This window comes from Polaribacter staleyi (assembly GCF_038024045.1).
GTDB classification, from domain to species: domain Bacteria; phylum Bacteroidota; class Bacteroidia; order Flavobacteriales; family Flavobacteriaceae; genus Polaribacter; species Polaribacter butkevichii.
Genome location: NZ_CP150665.1, coordinates 4,199,122 through 4,224,626 on the forward strand (window position 1 = coordinate 4,199,122; position 25,505 = coordinate 4,224,626).

Below are 25,505 nucleotides of genomic sequence, written 5' to 3' on the forward strand. Positions count from 1 at the left end.
TGAAATTGATAATTTTGTTAAAATTAAATGTTTATCCGTGAATTTTAATGATTTTAAGAATAAAATAACGAAACTTAAAACGAGTAAGTTGGGCGGATTAAATGCTCAATTTAAATTAGCGCCTAAAATGCGTCTAAAATATGATGCAGATAAAATAATAGCAAACAACCCTAGAAAAGCAGCTGTTTTGGCACTTTTTTATCCCAATATAAAAAATGAAACTTGTTTTTTACTCACCTTAAGAGCAAGTTATAAGGGCACGCATTCTGCACAAATAAGTTTTCCAGGGGGAAAGAGAGACAAGACAGATAAAAACCTCAAAAAAACAGCCTTACGAGAAACTTTTGAAGAAGTAGGTGTGGCAGAAACATCAATAGAAATAATACGAGAGTTAACAGATGTTTATATACCACCAAGTAATTTTTTAGCAACCCCTTTTTTAGGCTTTGTAAACCAACGACCTAATTTTAATTTAAATTATGAAGTTGATAAAACCATAGAGGTTTTGGTAAGCGATTTGTTAAATGATACAAGTTTTACTTCAATTAAGATGAATACTTCTTATATGGATAATATAGAGGTACCTTGCTTTAAATTAGAAGATTATGTGGTTTGGGGTGCAACAGCAATGATGCTTTCAGAAATTAAAGAACTCTTAAAATAGCTTCTTTCTTATTTGTTTTGTAAGTTTGTTAAAATAACTAAAAATAATTTAGAATGCCTTTATTTAAAAGGAACCCATTTGGTCATATTTTGATTTTGAAAAAATGGCTTATAAGAATTTTTGGAATTGTTTCTCACGGTAGATACCGTAAATTCAATAACCTACAAATAGAAGGTTCAGAAAACCTTAAAAACTTGCCAGATTCTGGAGTTTTATTTATTTCTAACCATCAAACTTATTTTGCAGATGTGGCAGCAATGTATCATGTTTTTAACGCTACTTTAAGTGGTAGAGATGATTCTATTAAAAATATTGGATATATCTGGAAACCAAAATTGAATGTTTATTTTGTTGCGGCAGGAGAAACCATGAGAGCCGGATTATTACCTAAAATATTTGCTTACATGGGATCTGTTTCTATAGAAAGAACTTGGAGAAGTGGAGGTAAAGATGTAAAAAGACAAGTAAAAAACTCTGATATTTCTAATATAGGAAAAGCAATAAAAGATGGTTGGGTAATTACTTTTCCGCAAGGTACAACAACTCCTTTTAGACCCATTAGAAGAGGTACTGCTCATATTATTAAAACATATAAGCCTGTTGTAGTGCCAATTGTAATTGATGGTTTTAGACGTTCTTTTGATAAAAAAGGATTGAATATTAAGAAACGAAATGTTTTACAGTCTATGGTTATTAAAGAACCATTAGAAATAGACTATGAAAATGAAACGGTTGCAGAAATAGTAACTAAAATTGAGTATGCTATAGAACAGCATCCTTCATTTTTAAAAGTCTTATCTGTAAAAGAGTTAGCAGAATTAACGAAAGAGGAAGAAGAGCTAAATAAGAAAAGAAAATTTTGGAGCTAAGGAGTGTTTAAATTTAGTTAATAACATTATTTATTTTCTCCCACAAATCATTATCAAAAGAAGATAAGGCAAAATTGGAGGAATCTGCGGATTCTCCCATTCTAATAATAACCAGCTTTTTACTAGGTACAATATAAATTTTTTGGTCATTTTTACCCAATGCAGCAAACATATCATTGGGTGCATTAGGTATTAGTGCTCCATTAAATTCTAATTGGCTACTAGGTAAATGATAGCTAGATTTTCCGTTTAACCACCATAAATATCCATAGGCTTTATTTATATTTTGAGAAGTATTGGTAGCTTCGGTAATAAAATTCTCTGAAACAATTTGGTTGTTTTCCCATTTGCCGTAATTAGAAATTAACAGACCAAACCGAGCCATACTTCTTGTATTACTCCAATAAACATTTAAATTATTTAGGTTAGTCCAAGAACCGTTCATTCCTGTTTTATTACGTAAGTTAGAATTAAAATAATCTTTCCAGGTGGTGTTTGCGGCGGTAGCAAGAACATCTTGTAATTTTACATAAACATTATGATATGCCCAACGGCTGCCAGCATCTGCGATATATTCTAAGTTAGAAGCAGAAACACTGTCACCTAAAGAATCATCTAAACCAGAATTCATAGAAAGTAAATTTTTACATGTTATTAAATTTTCTTTTTCAAGAGGAGCACTGGTCCAACCTGTGCCTAAATATTCTGATACTTTATTGTTTATATCAATTTCATTTCTGTCTTGTGCAATGCCAATAATAGTTGAGGTTAATGTTTTACCGGCGCTAGCCCAATACCAATTATTTGAGGCTGTGTGATTGTTAAAATATGCTTCAACAACAATTTTACCATTGTGAAGAATGATAAAACCTTTTGAGTTTTTTTCTTCTAAAAAATCTAATAAGAATTGTAATTCGGTTTCATTCCAATTTAATTCTGTTAATGTTTTTGTTTCCCAAAGGTCAGAATTTAATGGAGGGAAATAATTAGAATCTATAATAGGAAGTTCTTCAGTAATTTCATCAGAATTTTTTGAAGAACAATTAAATAAGAATAGAATGCAAAAAATGAAGAGAAGTTGTTTCATGTTTTTTTTATAATTAGACCGTAATAAAGATTAAAAGTTTAATATATAACAAAATAGGTAATCAACAATCATTATGTATCTTTGCATCTGCTTAAAACAAGATATAATGCGTACAAAAACCATCAAAAAAAATAAGATTAACGTTGTTACTTTAGGGTGTTCTAAGAATGTTTACGATTCTGAAGTATTAATGGGACAGTTAAAAGCTAACGGTAAAGATGTGGTTCATGAAGATCCAGAAGATGATGGAAATATCGTTGTAATTAATACTTGTGGATTTATAGGTAAAGCAAAAGAAGAATCTATTGATACTATTTTGCATTATGCCAAAAGAAAAGAAGCGGGTGAAATTGATAAAGTTTTTGTTTCTGGTTGTCTAAGTGAACGTTATAAGCCAGATTTAGAAGCAGAAATTAAAAATGTAGATCAGTATTTTGGTACGCATGATTTACCAAATCTTTTACAAGCTTTAGAGGCAGATTATAAGCACGAGTTAATTGGTGAACGTTTAACAACAACTCCAAAACATTATGCGTATTTAAAAATTGCAGAAGGTTGCGATAGACCTTGTTCATTCTGTGCAATTCCTTTAATGAGAGGAAAACACGTGTCTACACCTATAGAAGATATTGTTACCGAAGCAACCAAATTAGCAGCAAAAGGAATTAAAGAAGTAATGTTAATTGCGCAAGATTTAACTTATTACGGATTAGATATTTATAAGAAAAGATCTTTAGCGCAGTTATTAGAAGCGTTGGCAAAAGTAGAGGGCATTGAATGGATTAGAATGCATTATGCTTTTCCTACAGGTTTTCCTATGGATGTTTTAGAAGTGATGAAACGAGAGCCTAAAGTGTGTAACTATTTAGATATTCCTTTACAACACATTAATACCGAGTTGTTAAAGTCGATGAAACGTGGTACAACGCACGAAAAAACAACGGCTTTAATTCATAAATTTAGAGAAGTTGTACCAGAAATGGCAATTAGAACTACGTTAATTGTTGGATACCCTGGAGAAACAGAAGAAATGTTTCAGGAGTTAAAAGATTGGATTGAAGAAATGCGTTTTGAACGTATGGGAGCTTTTGAATATTCTCATGAAGAAAATACAGGAGCGTATGTTTTAGAGGATGATGTACCGGCAGATGTAAAGTTTAGAAGGGTTAATGAAATTATGGAAATTCAGTCTCAAATTTCTTGGGAATTGAATCAAGAAAAAATAGGGAAAACTTTTAGATGTTTATTTGATAGAAAAGATGGAGAATTTTTCTATGGAAGAACAGAATCTGATTCGCCAGACGTAGATAATGATGTTTTAGTAGATGCTAAAGAACATTATATAAAAGTGGGTGAGTTTATAGATATTAAAATTCATGATGCTGGAGATTACGATTTATACGGAACACCTGTAACGAAAGTTGAAAAACCAGTTTCTTTAAATCAAAAAAGAAAATAATTAATCAAAATCCTACTTTATGTAGGATTTTTTTATGCAAATTGTTCTTATGAAAAAAACGTATTTTAATTGGAGTTCTGGTAAAGATTCTGCTTTAGCGCTTTATAAAATTTTACAAGACCCAACGTATAATTTAGATTTATTAGTTACTACAATTAATAAAGATTTTAATAGAGTTTCTATGCATGGTCTTAGAAACGAATTGTTATTAAAACAAGCTGATTCTATTGGGATTCCTTTAAAAACCATAGAATTTCCTGCAGATGTAACCATGGATTTGTATGCGAAAATAATGAAAGAAGCCATGGATTCTTTAGTGGCACAAAAATATTCTCATACTATTTTTGGGGATATTTTTCTGGAAGATTTAAAAGCATACAGAGACACTAAATTAGCTGAGGTAAATATTACAGGTGTGTATCCACTTTGGAAAAAAGACACCAAACAAGTCTTGCAAGAATTTTTAGATTTAGGTTTTAAGGCAATTACAGTTTGTGTAAATGCAAAGTTACTAGGCAAGGAGTTTGTGGGTAGAGTTATCGATGAACAATTTATAAAAGACTTACCAGAAAATGTTGATGTTTGTGGAGAAAATGGTGAGTTTCATACCTTTGTTTTTGATGGACCTATTTTTAAAAACCCGATTGATTTTTCTACAGGAGAAAAAGTTCTTCGTTCTTATACGTTACATGATAATGACGATGATAATTGTTATGCAGCTAAAAAAGAAGAAGCTAACCACGATACGAGTTTTTGGTATTGCGATTTAAGTTAATTATAATTTTTAGGTTAAAAGTAGTTTCATTATAAATTATTGTTATCCTGGAAGGTTAATTGTTTACGGTTTTCCGTAGTAGTTTTCTTATAAAGTATTTTACTTTCGTTTAAAATTTTTTAAAAAAAAGTATATGAAAAAATTAGCCTTAATTATTATTTTAATTTCAATTATTTTACCAACTAACACTGTTAGAGCACAAAGTAATGGAGGTGCAGCCGCAGCTGTTGTTGGAGGTCTTGTTGCTATTGGTGCTGGTATAGCAGCAGTAAAACAAATGGAAGAACAAGCAGAGTTAGTTGCTACAGAATGGATTTTAACAAACCATGATGATTTTAAAAGTTTTTCTTTAAAAACCATGGATTTTAATGGTAAGAAACTTAAAGATATGTCTTCTACGTCTGTAATAACTTATAAATTACAAGAATTTACACCAGCAGATGATATTGATTTCAATGGAAAGAAAAGGATTCTTTTTGGTTTTACAAGTCCTGGTTGGGTAAGTCAATATGGAATAAACTTTGATAAAGTTAAATGGTTTTTAATTGATGAAAGTGAATGGATGAATATGATGGTGGCTTATGTTAAGGTTTCATCTAATGAGAAAAATGAGTCTACACTTAAAGAAACTTTAATTGCTGGTAAAATTGTTAATAAAGGTGTTCGGTTAAATAGAAAAATGGAAATACCATTTTATAAATTAGAAGGTGATATGTATTTAGTTTCAGATTATTCTGAAGAAATGAAGTTAATTTATAATGAAAGATCTTTAGGTATTTTTTTAAAAGAAACTAAGGATTTAGTACAGATTGGTAGAGGAAACTTAATTAATATACATGATTATTTTTTCGATAAATAAAATTATCTTTCTTTACTCTAAAAAACAAATCTCGGAAGTTTTAAAACTTCCGAGATTTGTTTTTTAGAGATGTATGAGCAATTTGCGTTAGGGATTGAAATGGCATCCTTTTTACTTTTTTGTAAAAAAGATATAATGGAAAGCCCGTTTAAACGCCCAAATTAAAAATCTATTTTAATTTATCTGAATTTAAAAGGAAAACTGTATTGGCAACAAATTATTTTTCATTTTGTAAGAAAACCTAAAATAAAGGATGCTATTACTTCTTCTTTTCTCTTTGTAAAAAGGCAAAGATTCAAGAATGTTTTTCTTACTAATTAAGTTTTTAAAAAGCACTATAATGTATTTATTTAACCATTTGTAGTATTGGTTTACTTGTTTTAAGGATAATTTTGAATTATAATAAATAAACCTAAAAGATGTTAAAAAACAAGATTATAAATGTGTTCATTCTATTTTTTTTATTAACTATAATTTCTTGTAGTAGTAATGGGGGAGAAGAGATAGCTAAGATAGAGGACAAGGATACGATAGCACCTACTATAGAATGTGTTGGTTCTATTGAAGTGGAAATACCTATTTTAGATAATGCTGCTATTGTAACATATTCTGCTCCGATTGGGGTAGATAATATTAGTGCAATAACAACACAGACTGCTGGTTTAGCTTCTGGGGCATCATTTCCTGTAGGAGTTACAACGAATACGTTTGTAGCAAAAGATCCTAGTGGAAATACAATTTCTTGTAGTTTTGATGTAACGGTTACGAGAGTAAATGATGGTAGTACTCCAAATTTTTTAGGTACTAACCCCGGTCCTACAGATAAAAAATGGGTCCGTATTGCAGAATTGTCCGATGAATTTGATGGTGCTAGTATAGATACTGAAAAATGGCATACTAAAGGAAAAGTTACAGCTTCTGGTTGGTTTTGGGAAGGTAGACCTCCTGGTTTATTTATTGAAGAATCAATTAGTGTTAGTGATGGTAATCTTAAAATAGAGGCAGATAAGTTACCTGCTACTATTACTCAAAATAATAGGAATTATGATTATACAGGTGGTATTGTAAGATCTAAAGCGCAATGTAAAGTTGGTTGGTATTATGAATGCTCAATGAAAGCAAATAAAACGTTTATGTCATCGACTTTTTGGATGATGACTGAAGAAAATGCTTGTCCAAAAAGATTAGAATTAGATATACAAGAATGTGTTGGAGAAATAACACCGGGTGCAGATAGTTGGGTTGTTAGTGGTAAATGGGATCAAATATTTCATTCGAATGCATTTCATAGAACAAGTTGTGAAAATAAAACGCAAACAAGAAAACAACAAGGAATTGGCGTAGGGAAAAATTGGGAAGATTATGCTGTTTATGGATTTTGGTGGAAATCTGAAACTGAACTATGGTTTTATTATAATGGAGAATTGGCGTATAAAATAGAAAACCCTACTACCACATTTGATATTCCGATGTATTATAATTTAGCTGTAGAAACTTATGATTGGAATCCTCCACATGCTGATGGAAAAGGAATGGAAGGGTTAACAAAAGATGAACGTTCTACACAATACCAATGGATTAGAACATGGAAATTAGAGGATATATAAAGTTATAATTTTTTAACATTGCATTTGAGGCTTCTTTAATATTGGAGAAATAAAGACATAAATTAAATATATTCTTTCTACTATTTTTGTTTTTAATAAAACTCAGAAACAATTGACTAAAAAAAACCGCTCTAGTGAGCGGTTTTTTTGTCTTTATCTTTATTTTAATTTATCTGAATTCAATAAGAAAACTGCATTGGCAACAAATAGTTTTCCGTTTTGCCAGAAAGATCTAAATAAAGGATTGTCTACCATATAAATAATGCTTCCATTGCCCATTTGTTCTTCTGCAAACAAAATAGATTTAGGTACGTTTTTTACCGCTTTACTACCGGCATAACCCGATACATTTATAGCGTTTGTATCAAAATAAGCAACATTGTTTCCGTCTTTTAAATAAGCATAAGAAGTTGCGCCTAGTTTTAAAGAAAAATACTCTTTACCATAACCAAAAGCTAACGGATGCGTATTGTCTAAGGTACTTTTAAAAATACTACCCGTAATTAAATTGGCAACACTTTTACGCTCTCTATCTGCATAAGGAGTTAAGTCTGCATCTTTAATTTTCTCTAAAGATGATTTCTTTTTTAAAGCGAATTCTTTAGTCTCTGCAAAGCTATTTAAAGCGTTTCCAATAGCAATTAAAGTTCCGCCAGAACGTGTCCATTTTTTTAATTTCTCTAAAGTAGTTTTTGTTAAAACTGAATTATATCGTCCGTCAGGAATAATAATAACATCGTATTTAGAATAGTCTAAAGAACCAAAAACATCTGAGTTTAGGTTGGTTATTGGGTATTGTAATTGCGTTTCAAAGAAATGCCAAACTTCTCCAAAGCTTAAAGAAGAAGTACCTTTACCAGATAAAACTGCAATTTTTTGTTGGTTGATTGGTTTTACAGAATACGAACCAAAATCTCCACCAGAAGAAACAAAACCTGTTTTTACAGCTGTTAATTTTCTTTGATGTTTGTTTGCTATATTTACTAAAGTAGCATCAAAATTTTCTTTTCTATTATCATTTCTTAAAATAATTAAGGTTCCTCTTTCGTATGATTTTCCTGCAATAGAAAAAGGTTTTTCAGAAAAACTTGGTGTAATATTAGCTTGTAGTAAAGCACCTAAAAAAGTAGCATCCTCTAAACTATTCCATTTAGCAAGGTAGGCATAGGCACTTGTATCAATAGAATTTGTAATAGTATTTAAACTTTTAGTGGTAGTAGAACTTACTTTTGTATGCGAAGCAATCGCTTTAAAACCATGTGCATATGGTAAAGACCAAGCAGTAATATCATACGTTAAAGAATCTACTAATTTTGTTTTAGGTTCAAACAAAACTTTTACCATTTTTCCTTTCGGTTGATTGGTGTGTATAACTAAATCTGTAGAAGAAACTGTCATTTTTCCTTCTTTTTGCGTGGTATAATCATACCCTTTTACAATGCCACTTTTTGTGTTTTCGTATTTAATTTCATGTGTATCTAATAATGCTTTTAAACGATTGGTTTTGTCTTGGTTTTCATTTTTTAAAACATAACTTTTATATCCTAAAGAGGCATTGTTAAAGAATTTTCTGAATTCGGTATTTAATTTTTCTGCATTATTTGATGAAATTTCTACGGTAGATAAACCTGTAGTTAAATGATGAATGGCTCTGTCTTTTAAGGTTAACACGGTGCCTTTATCTGTTTTAATTCCTAAACCTGCCATTCCGTGACCTGCTTGTTCGTAGGTCATACCAATAGCTCCCATATACGTAGGGTAGGTGTCTCCATAACTTGGGTACAACAAATCGAAACTTTCTTTTGTAAAATACAACCAACCTTCTTTGTCAAAATATTTAGCGTGATTTTTCCCAATTTCAGTTTGAAATGCTCGTTGCCAATCAGAAATAATTTCATGAAAAGGTTCTGCTGCAGGTGCAAAATAATAAGGGTTATTAATATATTGTTCATGAAAATCTACATGTACATGAGGCATCCATTTGTTATACATTTTTATACGTTGTGCAGATTCTATTTGTGTTGCCCAAGCCCAATCTCTATTTAAATCAAACAAATAATGATTTGGTCTTCCAGAAGGCCAAGGTTCTGCATGTTCTTTTCCGTCTTGATTGCTATTAAAAGGAGTGCTTTTTACTTGGTTGTACCAATTTACATATCTGTCTCGTCCATCAGGATTTACAGCAGGATCTATAATAACAACGGTATTTTCTAACCAAGATTTTTTGGTAGTAACCAATTCGTAAAGTGTTAACATAGCCGCTTCTGTACTAGAAGCTTCGTTTCCATGTACGTTGTAACTTAACCAAACAATGGCTTTGTTGTTTTTAGAATTTCCAGCAATAATACCTGTTTGTGCAAGGTTGTTTTTTCTAATAGTTTCTAAATTGTTGATATTTTCTTGTGAAGAAATATAACTTAAATACAAAGGTCTGTGCTCATTGGTTTCGCCGTATTTTTCTAACTTTACGTTGCTTAAAGTGTTGCTAACGTATTTAAAATAATCAATAACTTTATGATGTCTTGTAAAGCGAGCGCCAATTTCATAGCCTAAAAATTCGGAAGGAGATTGTACTGTTTGTGCAAAAATGCTTCCCATAGTTAAGAAAGCGGTAATAAAAAGGACTTTAAATTTCATAAATAAGCGTTTGGAAACCAAAAGTAAGAATATATTTTTTTGTTTTTCAGTAGATTGAATATTTTGATGTTAAAACTTTGTTAGATTGAATTTAGCTTTACGACAAAGGATAAATTATTCGTATTTTTATCAAAAATTAATTAAACTAAATGAATTCTACCACAGAATCTGATTGTTCCCAAAAAAGTGTTCTTTAAGATGAAAGTAACACAGATACCTTTTAAAAAAACCGGATTTTTCTCTGCTACAATGTTAGATTATTTAGAGAAAAAAGAAGCCATACAACCATTTTATAATAATTTTCCAGATATCACAGGTTTTCATAACCAGATAGAAGAAAAGCAAAAATCTTTTCGATTACAATCTAGATTGGTGTTGGTAGATGCTTTAAAAAAACAGTATCAAGGTTTTAACGTTTCAGAGAAAACGAATGAATATATAGAAAGTTTAAAGCACCAAAATACGTTTACGGTAACTACGGGACATCAATTAAATTTGTTTACCGGACCATTGTATTTTTTGTATAAAATTCTTTCTACCATTAATTTGTGCGAAGAGTTGGCAACTAAATTTCCTGAGCAAAATTTTGTTCCAATTTATTGGATGGCAACAGAAGATCATGATTTTGAGGAAATTAATTACTTTAATTTTGATGGTAAAAAAGTAATGTGGAATAGAGAAGATGGTGGCGCTGTTGGTAGATTTTCTACTGATGGTTTAGATGCTGTTTTTGATGTTTTTTCTAACCATTTAGGCAATTCTAAAAATGCAACTTTTTTAAAACAACTATTTTCTGATGGTTATTTAAAGCATAACAATTTAGCCGATGCAACGCGTTATATTGCAAATGAATTGTTTAGTGCGTATGGTTTGGTTATTTTAGATGGTGATGATGCTAGTTTAAAAGAATTATTTAGTCCTATTGTAAAAGACGAATTAGAAAACCAAACTTCTTTTAAAGCAGTTTCTAAAACAATTAAAGATTTAGAAAAATCATATAAAATTCAGGTTAACCCAAGAGAGATTAATTTATTTTATTTGGGGGCTGATTTTAGAGAACGTATTCTTTTTGAAGACGGAATTTATAAAGTAAACAACACCGATATTACTTTTACCAAGGCAGAAATTTTGAAAGAAGTTGATGATAATCCTAAATCATTTTCGCCAAACGTAATTATGAGACCTTTATACCAAGAGGTTATTTTACCAAACCTTTGCTATTTAGGTGGAGGAGGAGAGATGGCGTATTGGCTAGAATTAAAAGATTATTTTGAAAAAGTAGCCATTCCTTTTCCTATTTTATTGTTACGTAATTCTGTACAAGTAGTCTCTAAAAAGCAAGTAAACAAGCTAGAAAAACTAAATATCTCTTTAGAAGAGTTGTTTTTAGACCAATATGATTTATTGTCTCAAAAAGTAACCGAAAACTCTGAGATTAAGGTTAACTTTGATGCCAAGATTCAGTTCTTAGAAAAGCAATTTTTAGAATTGAAGGAAGTTGCAAAAAAAACAGATATTTCTTTTGTTAATGCAGTAAATGCACAAGAAAGAAAGCAGGTTAAAGGTTTAGAAAACTTGCAAAAACGTTTGTTAAAAGCAGAGAAGAAAAGACAAAAAGATTTAGTTGATAGAATTACTCAACTTCAAAATGAAATTTTACCAAACCAAAGTTTAGAAGAGAGACAACGTAACTTTTCTGAATATTATTTAGAATATGGAGGTTCTTTTATAGAGATATTAAAATCTACATTAAAACCATTGTTACTTGAATTTACGGTAATTACTTTGTAAATTAGAAGCTTTATTTAATGTTTGTTTAAACTATTAAAGTTGAATTTAAAAGGCCTTTATCTATTTTTACTGATTCTAACTTTTGTTAATTGCTCTAATCAGAATAGCAACAAAAAGATAACTACTAATACTTTAGAAGAAAAAATAAACCAAGCTTTTTTAGATTCAGAATTAGAAGATAAAACAAGTACTTTATTACCAGTTTTATTTTTTATAGATAATAATAGTATCACTTTTAATGATCCCTGTATTTTAAGTAAAGTATATCATTTAAGAGCATTAAAACATTATACTTTAAACGAAGGTGATAGTCTTGTAAAAAATGCAAAGAAAGGAGTTTTATTTGCTGAAAAATGTAATACTTACGAAGTGAAAACAGCTCTTAACAACCTTTTAGGAATATTTTATTCTAATAAGAAAGATAGCTTGTTAGCCATTGATAGTTATAACAAAGCTCTTTTTTATGGAGAAAAAAATAAAGATAAAACGTTTGTTGTAGATACTTATTTTAGCCTTTGTAGGTTGCATGCTAATTTAAAAGATTGGACAAAAGTTATTGCAAATGCTAAAAAAGGAATTGCTGCTATAGAGAAAAGTAATTATAAGCAAACAAGATTAAAATATTTTCACACATTTTTAGCAGAAGCTTACGTAAATTTGGGAGATTATCAATTAGCCGAAATTAATTTATCGAAAGCAATTAAAATTACAAAAAAGCTTAAGGGAAAAGAAAAACAAGAAGATCTTATAAAGTCTTATAGGGCTATATACCTTATTTATGCGGAACTAAATAAAAAACAAAAGAAATATGATTTAGCTTATCAATTTATGAAATCTTCTGATTCTTTGTTGCTATTAAAAATTAAATATCAAAATGAAAAAAATAATGTTTTTTTAGATACTGAAAATGCTTTAGAAAACGAATTACTTAAAAGTAATAAAAGGATTATTTATAACCATAGAATAATTACAGTTGGTAGTATCTTATTTTTATTAATTAGTTTCTATTTTATAAGAAGGAGTTATCAGTTTTCAAATAAACTTAAAATTTCTTTAGAAGAAAAAGAAGCCTTAAACGATCAACTTTTATGTAATTTCGCAAAATTAGAAGACACCAATAATGGATTGATTTCTAAAAATGAAGAAATAAAATCTTTATTAAAATTTAATGAAGATACATTATTAACTAAAACACTAAAAATTTCTAATTATAAAGATGCTGTAAATAATGTTATAAAAAAGATTACTACACTTATAGAAGAAAAAGAAAGTATAAAAAGTGTTAAAATGCATTCTATAAACAGATCTTTACAAGAAATTATTTCTGAAGAAGATTTTTGGGAGGATTTTAAAATTCAATTTACCAAAAACAGACCCTATTTTTTTGAAAGGTTATTAAAAAAATCACCAAATTTATCTATAACAGAGCAAAAACATTGTGCATATATAGCTGTAAACTTAAAGAGTAAAGAAGTAGCAACTATTTTAAGTTTATCTCCAAGAAGTGTAGAAACCACAAGGTATAGAATTAAGAAAAAACTAGAACTAGAAAACGAAACCTTACAGGAGTTTTTAAGTAAATTATAAAAAAAATAATGCCATCTTAGAAAATCTAAAATGACATTATATATTAACAAGTAGGGGGGTGTTGTTTTTTGTAAAAGTATAAAACTATGTTGTTTTATTTAGAGATGTAGTATCTATGTAGTAGAAGTAGTTTTACGTATTTTTATTTTTTTTATATTAATGTACTGGTATTTAGTTTTTTATTTTTTTTTGTGTTTGTGTTAATTTTTTAAATAACTTTTTTTGAAGTATTTAAAAAAAGGTGTTTATCTAAAAATAGTAGAGGTAAAATAACGTTATTGAATACAAAAAGGGTAAACTTAAAAGTATAATTAGTGTATAAACGGACGTGTTTTTTATGATTAGCTTAATAGTTGCTACAGATAAAAAATATGAATTTATTTTGTTCTGAATCAGAAAAATAAAGAAGTTGTTTTTGGGTTTTTATAAAAATTTAGTTCAACAAAAAATAAAACTAAATAAAGACAATATTATATACATTGTTTTTAGAAAAATTATAAAAAAAAATGCCATTATAGAGATTCTAAAATGGCATTTGTTTACATGTAATGTGGGGGATTTTTATGTACTCAAATATAGAGGTTTATAAGGTTGATTATTACGATGTAGTAATAATGTAGTGTGAGTAAGAATGCCCATTTTATATTTTAATAATTAACGTAAAGATTGTTAGAGAGTTAAGTGCGCTTGTAAAGCGTTAGGTTTTTAAGAAAAAAATAGTGAAGTGTTTAAAATATCAATTTTAATTAATAAGAAATAAAATAAATAAATGAAAGATAAAGGTCTACATCCAAAAAACAAATTCAACAAGGGATATAATTTTGAAGAATTAAATGTTATAAACCCAGCATTAAAAGAATTTGTTGCTAAAAACGAATTTGGTACTGTTACCATCGATTTTTCGAATCCGGAAGCGGTAAAAGAATTAAATAAAGCCTTATTATTTTCTTTTGATAAAATTTCTACGTGGCATTTTGGAGATAAAAATTTATGTCCACCAATACCAGGACGTTTAGATTATATTCATCATTTAGCAGATTTACTTTCTGGAGAAAAAAAAATTAAAATTTTAGATATTGGTACAGGTGCAACAGGTATTTATCCTTTATTAGGTATTGCAGAATACGATTGGAATTTTGTTGCTACAGATATAGATTTAGATTCTTTAGATACTGTACAAGATATTATGGATGATAATAAACTTAGTGCTAACATAGAGTTACGTCACCAAGAAAATGAAGCGCAAATTTTAAAAGGAGTTTTAAAAGATGGTGATTCTTTTTCTGCTGTAATGTGTAACCCTCCTTTTTACAAATCGGCAGAAGAAGCACAAGGAGCAAACGGTAGAAAATCTAGAAATTTAGGTAATAACGCTGTTAGAAACTTTGCAGGTAATAATAATGAACTTTGGTACATTGGTGGCGAGAAAGCTTTTTTACATAATTATTTATATGAAAGTTCTTTGTTTCCTAAAACTAGTAAATGGTTTACAAGTTTGGTTTCTAAAAAAGAAAACGTAAAAAGTTTAGAGAAATCTTCAGCTAAATTAGGAGCTAAAGAGTTTAAAATTATTCCGATGCATCAAGGAAATAAAGTAACAAGAGTTGTTGCTTGGAGATTTTAATCGCAGGGCGATAGCCAAGGTCTTAATTATCAGGGGCTTGCCTCGAAATGAAAAAACATGTTTCGGAAGCATAATTCGTACTCTTGGTGCGAGGTTGTTGATTAAACTTCTTTATTTTCTTAATAAGAAAACATATTTATAAAAAAGGTTCAATCAAATTTCATTTTGATTGAACCTTTTTTTTGTTTGAAATAATAGATTTCTCAATCGCCGATAAAGCTCATTTCGAAATGACACTCGGTTTGTTATTTGGAATTGGAATTTCAATCTGTCATTCCGAATGAGGAACGAAGAGGAATCTCATCCTGTTTTTTACTAATTTTATTATTATAGCTTCTATAGTTATTTTATGAGATTTCTCAATCGCAGAAAAAGCTCATTTCGAAATGACATTTGGTTTGTTATTTGAAGTTGGAAACTTAGTTTGTCATTCCGAAAGAGGAACGAAGAGGAATCACATAATTGAGTGAAAGTGTTTTATTAATCTTAATAATGTAGATTTTTTAATTGTTTTTATGAGGTTTCTTAATCGCTAAAAAGGCTCATTTCGAAATGACAAAAGAGGAATTAGTTAAAAACTACATCATTAATTTTATACTTTTTACAAATAAAGTGTAAAATAGTATAGACTAACATGTGCACAAATACTAAACATATAAAAGCATATAATGGCACACCAAGTAATTGATATGGCCAATAGTAGGTCCAAACTCCTAAATAAATAGTAATTACCTCACCAAAAGCAGGAAGTATCAATGCTAATAAAATAGCTAATAAAATCTTGTTTTTTTGACTTTGCTCCTTTAATAAAGGAATTAAATTACGTTCTAGTTTATATAAATAATGGAAAGCTAACATCCACGCAAAAGGTAACCACAAAGGTAGTTCTCTTGTAACTTCATGATATTCCCAGTAACCATTTGCAACGCCCCAAGTTTCTCCAACAATTCCACCAAAGCCAGTTAATATCATACCTATTAACAGCAACCAATTCTTATTTGTTTTTGGCAGTATAATTTCTTTGTAAATATTATGTATAATCTTAAGTACTAATATACCTGCAATAATAGCATCGTATTGTTTTAAAATACCAATTAGTATTCCTGCAATTATAAGTTTGATGAGGGCTTTAAGCGTTTCTTTTAAGAATACGTTTTTTTTTGTAATCATGTAAGTTTTTTCAATGGCAAAAATAGTGCTTTTGTTTTATTGGTTAGAAAGTAAGTTTAAATTTTTATCAATTTTGCTTTTTACTTGTATCTTCTAAAACGGCTTCACCTTTTATTAACCAAGAAAAACCAAAAGCCCAAAGAGCTAATGTTTCGCAGTAAAAGATAATGTTTGTTTCGTTTCTAGCTTCTTCTGTCATGACTATAAAACTAAGACCTGCACTACCTACAAATAGTATAATTATGATGCCACATCCTAAATAAAATTTATTTCTTAATTTTTTCATTTCAGAACGTTTTTCAACAGCAACACCTCTTCTAAAAATAACTAAACAGAAGTAAGTAAAAACGGCAAATAATAGAACAGCAGAGCTTAGGTGGATTGTTCTTATAAATGCAATTTTACTTGTAGTTGGAAATAATGCTACACAAATGGCAAATGCACCGCCTAAATTAGCAAAAAAATTATCGTTATATAAAAGTCCTTTTCCTTCACTTTTATATCCTTTATAGGAAAATAAGAAAAAACCAAGTACAAATAAAAAACCAACAAAAACATCTCTTAATTGAGTGCCATAATAATCACTTATAGAGTCTTTTATAAAATCTGCTTTATCAAAGTATAGCATTCCAAACCCTAAAATTACAGGTAAAAAAACACCAATAGAACCTATTAGTTTTCTTAATAATTTGTAAGAAATAATTAAATCATTTTCAGTTTGATGTTCATTTTTCATAGCTTATTTTTTTATAGTTAGTTGATAATCAAATATAAAAATTAATTTTTGAAGCTAAATAGGTAAAATAAGGAACAAAATTGAGGCTTGCTCTATTTTTAGTTAAAATTGAATGATATCAGTTAAACAAAATATCTATTGCTATAATAAAAGACTAATTATCAATCTAAATTTGCCTTAAACTAATAATTATGAAAAAGAAAAGATATTTAATGTTGTTTTTATTTATGATTATCTCTATTTATGCGGTAGCAGATAATTATCTAAAAGATAAAGTAGCCGATTATTTAAAATCTAAAGAAATAAGTTACAGCAATATTTCTATGAATTTGTTTTTAGGAAATATTACTTTAAATACCGTTTTTAAAGAAAAAGATAGTCTTATTTTTAAGGTAGAAAAAATAGAAGTAAAAGGAGTTTCTTACTATCAATTTATTAAAAATAATGCTATACGTGTTGCTAGTTTAAAAGCTACAAACCCAAAGGTTAACGGAAAAGTTATAAAAAATGATAAACCACTAAAGTCTTTTTTAAAAGATAGCGTAGTAGACTTAGAGATAGGTAGAATTTATATAGATAACCTTAAAATTGATGTACTAAAAAATAATAATTTTCCTTTTAAGGTTAAAAGCATTAATTTTAAAGTAGAAAATTTTAAGTTAGATTCAACCTTAAGTAAATCGATACCTTTTTCATATTCAAATATAGAATCTTCTATTACTTATTTAGAAACGCAATATTCTAAAGTTCAAAAAGTTAAGTTTTCTAAATTAACCTTTAAAGAGCGTAATTTATCTATAGATAGTTTAGAAATTGTTCCTTTAAAAAATAAGAAAGAATATATCCGTTTTGTATCCGAAGAAAAAGAATTACTAACTTTATTTAGTAAAAAAATAATTATTAATGATCTTAAAATAGAGGAAAAAGAAAAGCTAAGTTTTTCATCTAAACATATTTTATTAGATGAGGTTTTTTTTAATCTATATTTAGATGCTACTTTATTAGAGCACCCAAACAAAAGAAAAGATTTATACAGTAAAAATTTAAGAGATTTACCCTTTAATATAAATGTAGAGAAGTTAAATATAGTAAACTCTCAATTAGTTTATAAAGAATATACTATTAAGGGGAACAAAGCAGGCTTCTTAATTTTTGATGATTTAAATGCCGAAATAGTTAATATTAATAATAAAACCAATAAAAAAACAAAATTAACTACAGCTAAAATTACATCTCAATTTATGAAAGCATCTCCTTTAGAAATAATTTGGACTTTCGATATTACTAACAAAAATGATAATTTTAGAATAAGAGGAGGTTTGTTTCATATTACTTCTAAAAATATGAGTTCTTTTTTATTACCAACTATGAATGTAAAAATGGATGGTTTTATAGATAAAATGTTTTTTGATTTTGAAGGGAATGACTCTGTTTCTAATGGAAAGTTAGATGTAGATTTTAAAAATTTTAATATTAAAATTTTAGATAAAGAAAAGGATAAGAAGACTGTTATAAGTTGGCTTGTAAACCTGTTTATAAAAGATTCTTCTAAAAATGGTTTGGTAAAAGTAACAGTAGATAATCTAGAAAGAGATAAAACAAGATCTTTTTGGAATTATTTTTGGAAAAACATAGAAAAAGGACTTGAAAAATCACTTATTTAAAAACAAAAAAACCGAAGTAAAATTACTTCGGTTTTAAAAATATAATTTATTGTTCCCTATAAATTAGGTATTACTAACTCTTGCCCCACTAAAATAATATCTGCACTTTTTAAAATACTTTTGTTTGCCTCAAAAATAGCATTGTATTTATTTGATTTACCATAATATTGTTTGGCTATTTTACCTAATGTATCTCCACTTTTTACAGTATGAATTGCAAATACAGAAGTGTCTTCAACATCAATATTAGCCATAATATCGCTAGGATTTTCTCCTCCAATTTCTTTTATTTTATCCCAAAGAAGGTTTTTTTCATATTGATTTTTTGCAGTTCCGGTTACATGTAAAACTCCATTTTCTTCTTTTACATCTCCATTCTGTATTGCTAATTGTTCTCCTAAATTTAATACTTCTTGATATTTTGCTTTCATTCTAATTCTTTTATAGTTTTTTGCTTAGAATTCAAAACTACAAAAAAACCGAAGCGAGGTGCTTCGGTTTTCGATTAATGGTTTATTTTTATCGTTTACTGTCATTACTAAGAAAGTTTTTTACCTTCTGTGGTAATTTGGTAATTTAAAAGAATAAATTACTTTGTTCTAGTCTCCTTGTAATAACGGTAACTTTATAAGTGAATTACTTCATCATAAGCATCCGCAACTGCTTCCATAACAGCTTCACTCATTGTTGGGTGAGGATGAATTGTTTTTAAAACTTCATGACCAGTAGTTTCTAATTTACGTCCTAAAACTGCTTCGGCAATCATGTCTGTAACACCAGCACCAATCATATGGCAACCTAACCATTCGCCATATTTAGCATCAAAAATTACTTTTACAAAACCATCAGGAGTTCCTGCTGCTTTTGCTTTACCAGATGCAGAAAAAGGAAATTTACCAACTTTTAATTCGTAACCCGCTTCTTTAGCTTTTGCTTCTGTTAAACCAACAGATGCAATTTCTGGAGTAGCATACGTACAACCAGGTACATTACCATAATCTATAGGTTCTGTATGTAAGCCAGCTAATTTCTCAACACAAGTAATTCCTTCTGCAGAAGCAACGTGTGCCAAAGCTTGTCCAGGAACCACATCACCAATAGCATAATAACCAGGGATGTTAGTTTGATAAAAATCGTTCACTAAAATTTTATCTCTGTCAACAATAATTCCAACATCTTCTAAACCAATGTTTTCAATGTTAGATTTAATTCCAACTGCAGATAATAAAATATCAGCTGTTAAAGTTTCTTCTCCTTTTTTAGTTTTTACAGTAGCAACCACACCTTCACCTGAAGTATCAACAGACTCTACAGAAGAGTTTGTCATTACTTTAATTCCAGATTTTTTAATAGAACGCTCAAATTGTTTAGAAACGTCAATATCTTCTACAGGCACTACATTTGGCATAAATTCTACAATAGTAACCTCAGTTCCCATAGAGTTATAAAAATGAGCAAACTCAACACCAATTGCACCAGAACCTACAATAATCATAGATTTTGGTTGGCTTGGTAAATTCATTGCTTGTCTATAACCAATTACTTTTTTACCATCTTGTGGTAAGTTAGGTAACTCTCTAGAGCGTGCACCCGTTGCAATAATAATATTGTCTGCACTATATTCTGTTACCGTACCATCGGCAGCAGTAACATCTACTTTTTTACCCGTTTTTATTTTTCCAAAACCATCAATAATATCGATTTTGTTTTTCTTCATTAAAAAAGCAACCCCTTTGCTCATTCCTTCGGCAACACCACGACTTCTTTTAATTACAGCTTCAAAATCTTTATCAATAGCTTCCGCTTTTAAACCATATTGGTCTACATGCTTTAAATAATCGTAAACCTGTGCAGATTTTAACAATGCTTTTGTTGGAATACATCCCCAGTTTAAGCAAATCCCACCTAAGTGTTCTTTTTCTACAATGGCAACTTTAAAGCCTAATTGAGAAGCTCTAATCCCTGTAACATAACCTCCAGGTCCACTTCCAATAATAATGATGTCGTATTTCATAATTGTATATTTAACTTTTTATTTCTCTGTTTTGGGCGTTTTAACAGGCTTTCCGTTGTATCTTTTTTGTAAAAACAAAAAAGGATGCCACTTCAATCCCTAACGCAGGCTAATTTACTAACTTTTATACTTATAGCCAATGCTAGCGCTAACTAATTTACATTCTCTCCGGAACCTGAATTCCTAATAATAAAAAAGCAGCTTTTATCGTTTCGGCAACCTTTTTAGATAGCTGAACTCTAAATACTTTTTTATCTAAATCTTCTTCTCCTAAAATATGTACATTCTGATAAAAAGAATTAAACTCTTTTACCAAATCATAGGTGTAATTTGCAATAATTGCTGGTGAATAATTTGCAGCTGCTTGTTGCACCGTTTCTGGATATAATTCTAATTGTTTTAACAATTCTTTTTCCTTTTCGTGTAATTCTATAGTTACAGGTTGTGAATAATCAAAATCTGCTTTTCTAATGATAGATTGAATTCTAGCATAGGTATACTGAATAAAAGGACCTGTGTTTCCCTGAAAATCTACAGAGGATTTTGGGTCGAATAAAATTCTCTTTTTAGGATCTACTTTTAAAATAAAATATTTTAATGCTCCTAAACCAATAACTTCATACAAATCATTTTTTTCTTGATCAGAATACCCGTCTAATTTCCCTAATTCTTCAGAAATAGTTTTAGCTGTTTCTGTCATTTCTACCATTAAATCATCCGCATCTACAACAGTTCCTTCTCTAGATTTCATTTTTCCAGAAGGTAAATCTACCATTCCGTAACTTAAATGATGTAATTGTTTAGCCCAATCGAAACCTAGTTTTTTCAAGATTAAAAATAATACCTGAAAATGATAATCTTGCTCATTACCAACCGTATATACCATTCCACCAACATCTGCATAATCTTTTACACGTTGTATAGCAGTACCAATATCTTGTGTCATGTAAACGGCAGTACCGTCAGAACGCAACACAATTTTTTCATCTAAACCATCTTCAGTTAAATCGCACCAAACAGAACCATCTTCTTTTTTATAGAAAACACCTTTTTCTAAGCCTTGTGCAACCACATCTTTTCCTAATAAATAGGTATTACTTTCATAATATAACGTGTCAAAATCTACACCCATATTTTTGTAAGTAACCTCAAAACCTTTATACACCCAAGAGTTCATCTCTTTCCAAAGCGCTACAACTTCTTCATCTCCAGCTTCCCATTTTAGCAACATTTGTTGTGCTTCTACAAATAACGGAGCTTCTTTTTTAGCTTCTTCTTCTGTTTTTCCTTCCGCAATTAATTGCGCAATTTCTTTTTTATATTCTTGGTCAAATTTTACATAGTAATTACCAACCAATTTATCTCCTTTTAATCCGGTAGATTCTGGAGTTTCTCCATTACCGAATTTTTCCCAAGCCAACATCGATTTACAGATATGAATACCTCTGTCGTTAATAATTTGTGTTTTATAGACTTTTTTACCAGCAGCTTTTATAATTTCTGCAACAGAATAGCCTAATAAATTATTACGAACGTGCCCTAAGTGTAAAGGTTTGTTGGTATTTGGCGATGAATATTCTACCATCATTGCTTTTTCATCTGCCTTTGGCGAAACAGATCCATAAGTAGTATCTGTATAAATGGTATTAAAGAAATTTGTGTAAAAACTATCGTCTATTACTAAGTTTAAAAAGCCTTTAACTACGTTGTAATTTGTAATTTCTGTTATATTTTCTACCAAATATTTTCCTAAATCCTCACCAATTTGTACCGGATTTCCTTTTTTGTAACGCAATAAAGGGAATACAACTACGGTAATGTCTCCTTCAAATTCTTTTCTGGTTGCCTGAAATTCTACAGTTGGAATTTCTATATTGTATAAAGCTAAAAAACCTTCTTTTACTTTGGTTTCTATAATGTTTTGAATGCTCATGTAGTATCGAAAATTGAATTGCAAAATTACATATTTTTATTTGTTTTTTAGAATGATTTTTGGTTAAGAATAATTGTATTTTTGCACAATGGAAAAACGCTTAAAACAACTACCAAAATTAGCAGAAGATGCTAAAAAAGAAAACCTAAAATATTTTACGAACCTTAAAAAAAGAGTACCTAAAAATTTAGATTATGTTGTGCAAGAATTACACGATGCAGAGTTTAAAAAAACAGATTGTTTAACGTGTGCAAATTGCTGTAAAACTACAAGCCCAATTTTTACAGATAAAGATACAGAGCGTATTGCTAAGCATTTAAAAATGAAAGTGGCAGATTTTCAAAAGCAATATTTACAAAGAGATGAAGATGATTTTATGGTGTTAAAAACGGCGCCTTGTTCTTTTTTAGATGAAAGTGATAATACTTGTTTTATTTATGATGTTCGCCCTAAAGCTTGTGCAGAATACCCACATACAAATCGTAAGAAATTTATAGGTATTACCGATTTAACCGTGGCCAATACTGCTATTTGTCCTGCTGCTTATAATATTGTAGAGGCTTTAAAAAAGCGCATACCTTATGAGTATAATGTAAAAAAGAAGAGGAGTTAGTTTGTAAAACTGTTAAACTTATCTAAAAGAATAGTTCAATTATATTTTGGCACAGATGTTGCTTTTTATAATAATGAAGACAACGTAGTAAACTGTTTTCATTGTGTTAATAATTTGAATTAGTTAATAAAAAAAAACATCTTGAGAGAGATGTTTTTTTTGTGCTTTATTTATTTATTTATCAATGCAATTGCGTTTTTGGTTTCTGTTTGAGGTAATTTACAGGTTCCTAAATTACAGACGTACATAAAGGTTTCATCTGTAATAAATTTATCTTTTAGTAAAGGGATTGTGTTGTTCTCTTTAAAATCTCCGGCTATAATTATATTAGGAATGTAGTAGTTTTGCAATTCGTTTTTAAGAAGCGTTGCATTATGCCCAACAATGGCCACTTCATAAAAAGGTCTTGTATAATTGGTCATTAAATTTAACCAATTGCTATAACTAGAAGGATTTGTTAAAACATCATCTTTTATATTATGTAACATCTGATTTGCAATTTTGTTAAAGTTAGTGTCTGAATAATAAAGGCTAAGTTTAAACAAACAATTTGCTAAAATAGAATTAGGAGAAGCAATTACATTATCATCAACTTTTACTTTTCTAGAAATTAATTTTTCATCTTTATTAGACGTAAAGTAAAACATATTGTTTTCTTTATTAAAATAATTTTCTAAAGTAAAGTCCATTAATTTTCTAGACTCATGCAACCATTTTTCATCAAGAGTAACTTCATACAAATTAATAAAAGCATCTATTAAAGTAGCGTAATCTTCGGAATAGGCATTAATAGTACTTTTACCGTTTTTGTAATTTCTATAAAGAGTTCCGTCTTTTTGTAATTGGTTATTTAAAATAAAATTAGCGTTTTTAAGAGCCGTTTTTAAATAAGCTTCGTTTTTTAAAGCATTATATGCGTCCGTATATCCTTTAATCATTAAAGCATTCCAAGAAGTTAAAACTTTATTATCTAAATTCGGTTTTGCTTTTTCTTTTCTCGCTTTTTTAAGTATTGCTTTCCAATTTTTTATGGTTGATGAAAGTGCATCCGCACTTATTTTATGTTTATTGGCAAAAGCTTTATCTGTAGTACTTCTTATTAAAACATATCGGTTTTTTTCCCACAAACCAAAATCATTTATATTATAATACTCTTTAAACAAGGCGTAATCATCAGTAATTAAAGCTTGCAGTTCTTGTTTTGTAAAATAATAATATGCCCCTTCTTCTAATTCGTTTTTTTTGTTTTTACTATCGGCATCTAAAGAAGAAAAGAAGGCACCGTTTTGGTCTGTTAATTCTTGTGCTACAAAACTTAAGGTTTCTTCAATTACTGTTTTGTACAACTCGTTTTTATCTTTTTGATATGCTTTTGCATACAAACTAACAAGTTGTGCGTTGTCATAAAGCATTTTTTCAAAATGAGGAATGTGCCATTTTTTATCAGTAGCATATCTAGAAAACCCTCCGTTTATTTGATCGTAAATTCCACCAAAAGCCATTTTTGTTAAGGTAGTTTCTACATGATTATTTATATTAAGATCATCAAATTGATAACCATATCTCATTAAAAACTCTAAAGAATTTGGCATCGGAAATTTTAGATCTCTTTTAGAACCACCATAAATACTGTCTAAGTTTTGTTGCCAATTTAAAACGGCTTTTTTGATATCTGTAGCCTTAAAATCAGCCTTGTCTTTTCTAATAGTAATCAATTCAGATTTCTGAATACCTTCTGTTAGTTTTGTTGCAAAATCTACTGCTTTTTCAGGATTCTCTTTATAAAGTTTAGTGAGGTCTAACAAGACTTTTTTCCATTGTTCTTTTGTAAAATAAGTTCCGCCAAAAATGGGTCTTCCGTCTGGTAATGCAATACAGTTTAGTGGCCAACCACCGCTACCAGTCATTAATTGTACAGCGTTCATGTATACATTATCAATATCTGGTCTTTCTTCTCTATCAACTTTGATACTAATAAAATTGTCGTTCATTATTTTGGCAATAGAATCGTTTTCGAAACTTTCTTCTTCCATAACATGACACCAGTGGCAAGCAGAATAACCAATAGAAATAATAATTAACTTATTCTCGTTTTTTGCAAGTTGTAATGTTTTATCATTCCAACCTTTCCAATTAACAGGGTTATTTGCGTGTTGTAATAAATAAGGACTTGTTTCATTTGCCAATTCATTTTGGCTTACTGTTTCTCCTTTTTTATGACAGTTTAAACAGAGTGTTAGGTATAAAAAAAAGATGCTTTTAATGATCGGTTTCAAACTTTTATTATTTATTAAAAATTAAAATGAAATTTCAATAGCACTAATGTATTATAAAACTCTAATTTACAAAATTCTTTTGATGCAAAATCTAAAGCATCAAATACCTCATATGTGTTATTGTCTAGTAAAATGGGCTA

19 protein-coding genes are annotated in these 25,505 nt (G+C 29.2%); 11 read left to right on the forward strand and 8 right to left on the reverse strand.

The window, feature by feature from the left end; all coding sequences use genetic code 11:
• The first annotated feature begins 37 nt into the window (after nucleotides 1–37).
• Together WHD07_RS17415 and WHD07_RS17420 are read left to right on the forward strand one after the other, a co-directional pair.
• Nucleotides 38–664: a CoA pyrophosphatase gene (locus tag WHD07_RS17415; protein WP_343329408.1), complete on the forward strand. Its 627-nt coding sequence runs from the start codon at nucleotides 38–40 to the stop codon at nucleotides 662–664.
• A 53-nt stretch (nucleotides 665–717) separates the two neighbouring features.
• Nucleotides 718–1,533 carry a lysophospholipid acyltransferase family protein gene (locus WHD07_RS17420; RefSeq protein ID WP_105048031.1) on the forward strand — a complete coding sequence of 272 codons (816 nt, stop codon included), beginning with the start codon at nucleotides 718–720 and terminating at the stop codon, nucleotides 1,531–1,533.
• 13 nt (nucleotides 1,534–1,546) lie between these two features.
• Here the strand turns inward: WHD07_RS17420 and WHD07_RS17425 are convergent, their stop codons facing one another.
• Nucleotides 1,547–2,620, reverse strand: coding sequence for a serine hydrolase domain-containing protein (locus WHD07_RS17425; protein ID WP_343329409.1), 1,074 nt, complete (start codon nucleotides 2,618–2,620; stop codon nucleotides 1,547–1,549).
• Between the two features lie 106 nt (nucleotides 2,621–2,726).
• Between WHD07_RS17425 and rimO the strand changes: the two genes are divergently transcribed.
• The 4 genes from rimO (at nucleotide 2,727) to WHD07_RS17445 (ending at nucleotide 7,320) form a co-directional block, all read left to right on the forward strand.
• Nucleotides 2,727–4,079: a 30S ribosomal protein S12 methylthiotransferase RimO gene (gene rimO, locus WHD07_RS17430; RefSeq protein WP_105048033.1), complete on the forward strand. Its 1,353-nt coding sequence runs from the start codon at nucleotides 2,727–2,729 to the stop codon at nucleotides 4,077–4,079.
• A gap of 49 nt (nucleotides 4,080–4,128) precedes the next feature.
• Nucleotides 4,129–4,854: a diphthine--ammonia ligase gene (locus WHD07_RS17435; protein WP_343329410.1), complete on the forward strand. Its 726-nt coding sequence runs from the start codon at nucleotides 4,129–4,131 to the stop codon at nucleotides 4,852–4,854.
• A 133-nt stretch (nucleotides 4,855–4,987) separates the two neighbouring features.
• Nucleotides 4,988–5,713, forward strand: coding sequence for a hypothetical protein (locus tag WHD07_RS17440; protein WP_343329411.1), 726 nt, complete (start codon nucleotides 4,988–4,990; stop codon nucleotides 5,711–5,713).
• A gap of 419 nt (nucleotides 5,714–6,132) precedes the next feature.
• A complete protein-coding gene (locus tag WHD07_RS17445; protein ID WP_343329412.1) occupies nucleotides 6,133–7,320 on the forward strand; it encodes an HYR domain-containing protein in 1,188 nt (395 codons plus the stop codon).
• A 159-nt stretch (nucleotides 7,321–7,479) separates the two neighbouring features.
• Here the strand turns inward: WHD07_RS17445 and WHD07_RS17450 are convergent, their stop codons facing one another.
• On the reverse strand, nucleotides 7,480–9,957 hold the full coding sequence (locus tag WHD07_RS17450) for a M14 family metallopeptidase (protein ID WP_343329413.1): 2,478 nt from the start codon (nucleotides 9,955–9,957) through the stop codon (nucleotides 7,480–7,482).
• 198 nt (nucleotides 9,958–10,155) lie between these two features.
• Between WHD07_RS17450 and bshC the strand changes: the two genes are divergently transcribed.
• The 3 genes from bshC (at nucleotide 10,156) to rlmF (ending at nucleotide 14,959) form a co-directional block, all read left to right on the forward strand.
• Complete coding sequence (bshC, locus tag WHD07_RS17455) at nucleotides 10,156–11,748, forward strand: bacillithiol biosynthesis cysteine-adding enzyme BshC (RefSeq protein WP_343329414.1); 1,593 nt, start codon at nucleotides 10,156–10,158, stop codon at nucleotides 11,746–11,748.
• A 39-nt stretch (nucleotides 11,749–11,787) separates the two neighbouring features.
• Entirely contained in the window at nucleotides 11,788–13,335 is a 1,548-nt protein-coding gene (locus WHD07_RS17460; RefSeq protein ID WP_343329415.1) for a LuxR C-terminal-related transcriptional regulator, read from the forward strand.
• A gap of 769 nt (nucleotides 13,336–14,104) precedes the next feature.
• Nucleotides 14,105–14,959 carry a 23S rRNA (adenine(1618)-N(6))-methyltransferase RlmF gene (gene rlmF, locus WHD07_RS17465; protein ID WP_343329416.1) on the forward strand — a complete coding sequence of 285 codons (855 nt, stop codon included), beginning with the start codon at nucleotides 14,105–14,107 and terminating at the stop codon, nucleotides 14,957–14,959.
• Between the two features lie 567 nt (nucleotides 14,960–15,526).
• On the opposite strand, the gene WHD07_RS17470 is transcribed toward rlmF, so the two are convergent.
• Both WHD07_RS17470 and WHD07_RS17475 read right to left on the reverse strand, forming a co-directional pair.
• Nucleotides 15,527–16,129 carry a hypothetical protein gene (locus WHD07_RS17470; RefSeq protein ID WP_343329417.1) on the reverse strand — a complete coding sequence of 201 codons (603 nt, stop codon included), beginning with the start codon at nucleotides 16,127–16,129 and terminating at the stop codon, nucleotides 15,527–15,529.
• Between the two features lie 67 nt (nucleotides 16,130–16,196).
• On the reverse strand, nucleotides 16,197–16,865 hold the full coding sequence (locus WHD07_RS17475; RefSeq protein WP_343329418.1) for a hypothetical protein: 669 nt from the start codon (nucleotides 16,863–16,865) through the stop codon (nucleotides 16,197–16,199).
• Between the two features lie 191 nt (nucleotides 16,866–17,056).
• Here WHD07_RS17475 and WHD07_RS17480 point away from each other — a divergent pair, with 191 nt between their 5' ends.
• Nucleotides 17,057–18,529, forward strand: a complete 1,473-nt coding sequence (locus WHD07_RS17480; protein ID WP_343329419.1) for a hypothetical protein — start codon at nucleotides 17,057–17,059, stop codon at nucleotides 18,527–18,529.
• Nucleotides 18,530–18,585: 56 nt separating this feature from the next.
• Here WHD07_RS17480 and WHD07_RS17485 read toward each other — a convergent pair whose 3' ends face one another.
• From WHD07_RS17485 to argS, 3 genes are all read right to left on the reverse strand, one after another.
• Nucleotides 18,586–18,960 (reverse strand): LysM peptidoglycan-binding domain-containing protein, encoded by a 375-nt coding sequence (locus WHD07_RS17485; RefSeq protein WP_211296697.1) that lies wholly within the window; start codon nucleotides 18,958–18,960, stop codon nucleotides 18,586–18,588.
• Between the two features lie 194 nt (nucleotides 18,961–19,154).
• Nucleotides 19,155–20,543, reverse strand: a complete 1,389-nt coding sequence (gene lpdA / locus WHD07_RS17490; RefSeq protein WP_105048043.1) for a dihydrolipoyl dehydrogenase — start codon at nucleotides 20,541–20,543, stop codon at nucleotides 19,155–19,157.
• 157 nt (nucleotides 20,544–20,700) lie between these two features.
• On the reverse strand, nucleotides 20,701–22,476 hold the full coding sequence (argS, locus tag WHD07_RS17495) for an arginine--tRNA ligase (protein WP_343329420.1): 1,776 nt from the start codon (nucleotides 22,474–22,476) through the stop codon (nucleotides 20,701–20,703).
• 88 nt (nucleotides 22,477–22,564) lie between these two features.
• Here argS and WHD07_RS17500 point away from each other — a divergent pair, with 88 nt between their 5' ends.
• Nucleotides 22,565–23,089, forward strand: coding sequence for a YkgJ family cysteine cluster protein (locus WHD07_RS17500; RefSeq protein WP_105048046.1), 525 nt, complete (start codon nucleotides 22,565–22,567; stop codon nucleotides 23,087–23,089).
• A 170-nt stretch (nucleotides 23,090–23,259) separates the two neighbouring features.
• Here the strand turns inward: WHD07_RS17500 and WHD07_RS17505 are convergent, their stop codons facing one another.
• On the reverse strand, nucleotides 23,260–25,365 hold the full coding sequence (locus WHD07_RS17505) for a thioredoxin domain-containing protein (protein ID WP_343329421.1): 2,106 nt from the start codon (nucleotides 25,363–25,365) through the stop codon (nucleotides 23,260–23,262).
• Nucleotides 25,366–25,505: the final 140 nt, after the last annotated feature.